The organism is Pseudomonas sp. P5_B2 (assembly GCF_056400445.1).
Genome location: NZ_JBFULH010000658.1, coordinates 1 through 2,165, shown reverse-complemented (window position 1 = coordinate 2,165; position 2,165 = coordinate 1). Strand labels below are relative to the sequence as shown.

The window sequence follows — 2,165 nt, the reverse complement described above, 5'->3', positions numbered from 1 at the left end:
GTTCATGATAGGAGGCAGGGCGCACTGAAGTGACACTTGGAATCGGCACCCAGGGTTGCATTCGCCACAGATCGCCCCGTGTGTCCGGGTCTTCGGCCACCACCACGTCGAGCACTTCAAGCAGGTCCGCCATGGTCCTGGCAAACGGCACGACCACGTCCATGGTCGGGGTCAACGGCCAGTTACCACGCACCGAAATCACCCCGCGCGATGGCGTATAGGCACACAAACCATTGTTCGAGGCGGGACCGCGTCCACTCGACCAGGTTTCTTCCGCCAGGCCGAATGCGGCGAAACTGGCGGCGGTTGCCGTRCCGGCACCGTTTGAGGAACCCGAGGCGAATGGCGCGGTGAGGTAGTCAGCGTTGTACGGGCTCTCGGCGCGGCCATACACCCCGCGCTGCATGCCGCCGTTGGCCATGGGCGGCATGTTGGTCTTGCCCAGGCAGATGGCGCCGGCGTCGCGCAGGCGTTCGATGGTGAACGCATCACGATAGGCAATCAGGTTGGCAAAGGCGGGGCTGCCCGACGCGGCGGTCAGCCCCTTCACCAGATAACTGTCCTTGGCGGTGTAAGGGATGCCATCGAGCGGCCCCAGCGTCTCGCCTTTGGCCCGGCGGGCATCGGAAGCTTGCGCTTCGCTGAGCGCATCGGGGCTGCGAACCACCACCGCGTTCAGCGCGGTAGGGGTGTCGGCACCGTCGTAGGCATCGATCCTGGCGAGATAAGCCTGCACCAACTCGACCGCCGTAGTCTGGCCGGATTCGAGCGCAGCACGCAGTTGCGCAATGGAAACCTCAGTGACCTCAATCATGCTGTTACCGCCGGCTGTAGATGAGAGACGTGGGATTCAGGGGCATCACTAATCTGAAAATGGGCGTTCATATCGAATTCTCGTTGCACTGCATTACGCGGCAAAGGCTGGACGGGTGACCTGTGCGTTGTATTTTGGCATTAAGCCGCGAACAGAGGAAACGCTGTCCGTGGTGCGAGCCTGAGGTGGGTGCCGTCAGTCGGCGACATTTCAGTGGCGAGCGAGCGTTGAAGGCGCTGATCCACGCCGCTGTGCCGCTTAACCTGTCGAAGGCGACCACTCGGCGCAAACCGCCCGATGTTTGAGCTTCACGAAGGAGTGCTCCTGCACAAATCTTCTAAACGTCATTTTCCAAAGCACGGTAATTTAGTCGTCCGCACCGTTCAAAGTTGAACCATGACCTCTGGAGCCACCCGTGGATAAACGCAACTGGATTGAGTTGTCCCAGGATGCCGATACCGGGATTGAGTCAATTCGTGCCCATTTTCAGGGGCATGCTTACGATCCGCACTGGCATGACAGTTTTCTGGTGGGGGTCACCGAGCAGGGCGTGCAGCAGTTCAATTGCCGACGTGTTCGCCACCTCAGTACGCCAGGCAAGGTATTCATGCTGGAGCCGGGAGAGATTCACGATGGGCATGCGCCGACCGAGGAGGGATTTACCTATTCCATGCTCTACCTCGATCCGCACTGGCTAGAGCGGGAGTTGGCCACGTTGTTTGAGCACGCGCCGACCAACAGTCAGCCGGGTTTTGCCGACACCCTGAGCCAGGATCCGGGTCTGGCCACCGCCATTAATCTAGCCTTTCACGCGCTCCATGAGCGTGACCTGCGCATCGTGCGCCAGAGTGCCATCGACACCTTGTTGGGTTCGCTCACTCGTCACCTTGATTGGCGCAAGCGTCAGACCTTTGATCCGCGCCTGCCATTGGTAGCCCAGGTCGCGCGCGACTATCTGCACAGCCATGCCTACGAGGACATCGGGCTGGATAATCTGGCCCAAGCCTGTGGTGTTGATCGCTTTCGTCTGACGCGGGCCTTCAAGGCAGCCTTTGGGTTGGCGCCTCATGCTTATTTGATTCAGCTGCGACTGGCAAAGGCACGGCAGTTGCTGGCGCGGGGAGAGTCGCCGGCACAGGTGGCCAGCGCTCTGGGGTTCGCCGATCAGAGCCACATGGGGCGCTGGTTTCGCCGCGCCTACCAGCTCACACCGGCAGATTACCGCAAGCGCTGCTCAAACCTTCCAGACTGAATGGCACTGACCCGCGAACATGGTTTCCTATTTGATCAAGGAGTCCGTGCCATGTCCTTTTCGCTGTTCTTTTCTGCCCCTTCGATGCGACTTCAAGGG

The 2,165-nt window shown here is 60.3% G+C and carries 2 protein-coding genes; one reads left to right on the top strand and one right to left on the bottom strand.

What is annotated here, in order from left to right; translation table 11 throughout:
- Nucleotides 1-814, bottom strand: an 814-nt coding sequence (locus tag AC1DRJ_RS25315; protein WP_477804567.1) for an amidase family protein, incomplete at its 3' end; no start/stop codon positions are given.
- Between the two features lie 415 nt (nt 815-1,229).
- Here AC1DRJ_RS25315 and AC1DRJ_RS25310 point away from each other — a divergent pair.
- Nucleotides 1,230-2,066 (top strand): AraC family ligand binding domain-containing protein, encoded by an 837-nt coding sequence (locus AC1DRJ_RS25310; RefSeq protein WP_477804566.1) that lies wholly within the window; start codon nt 1,230-1,232, stop codon nt 2,064-2,066.
- Nucleotides 2,067-2,165: the final 99 nt, after the last annotated feature.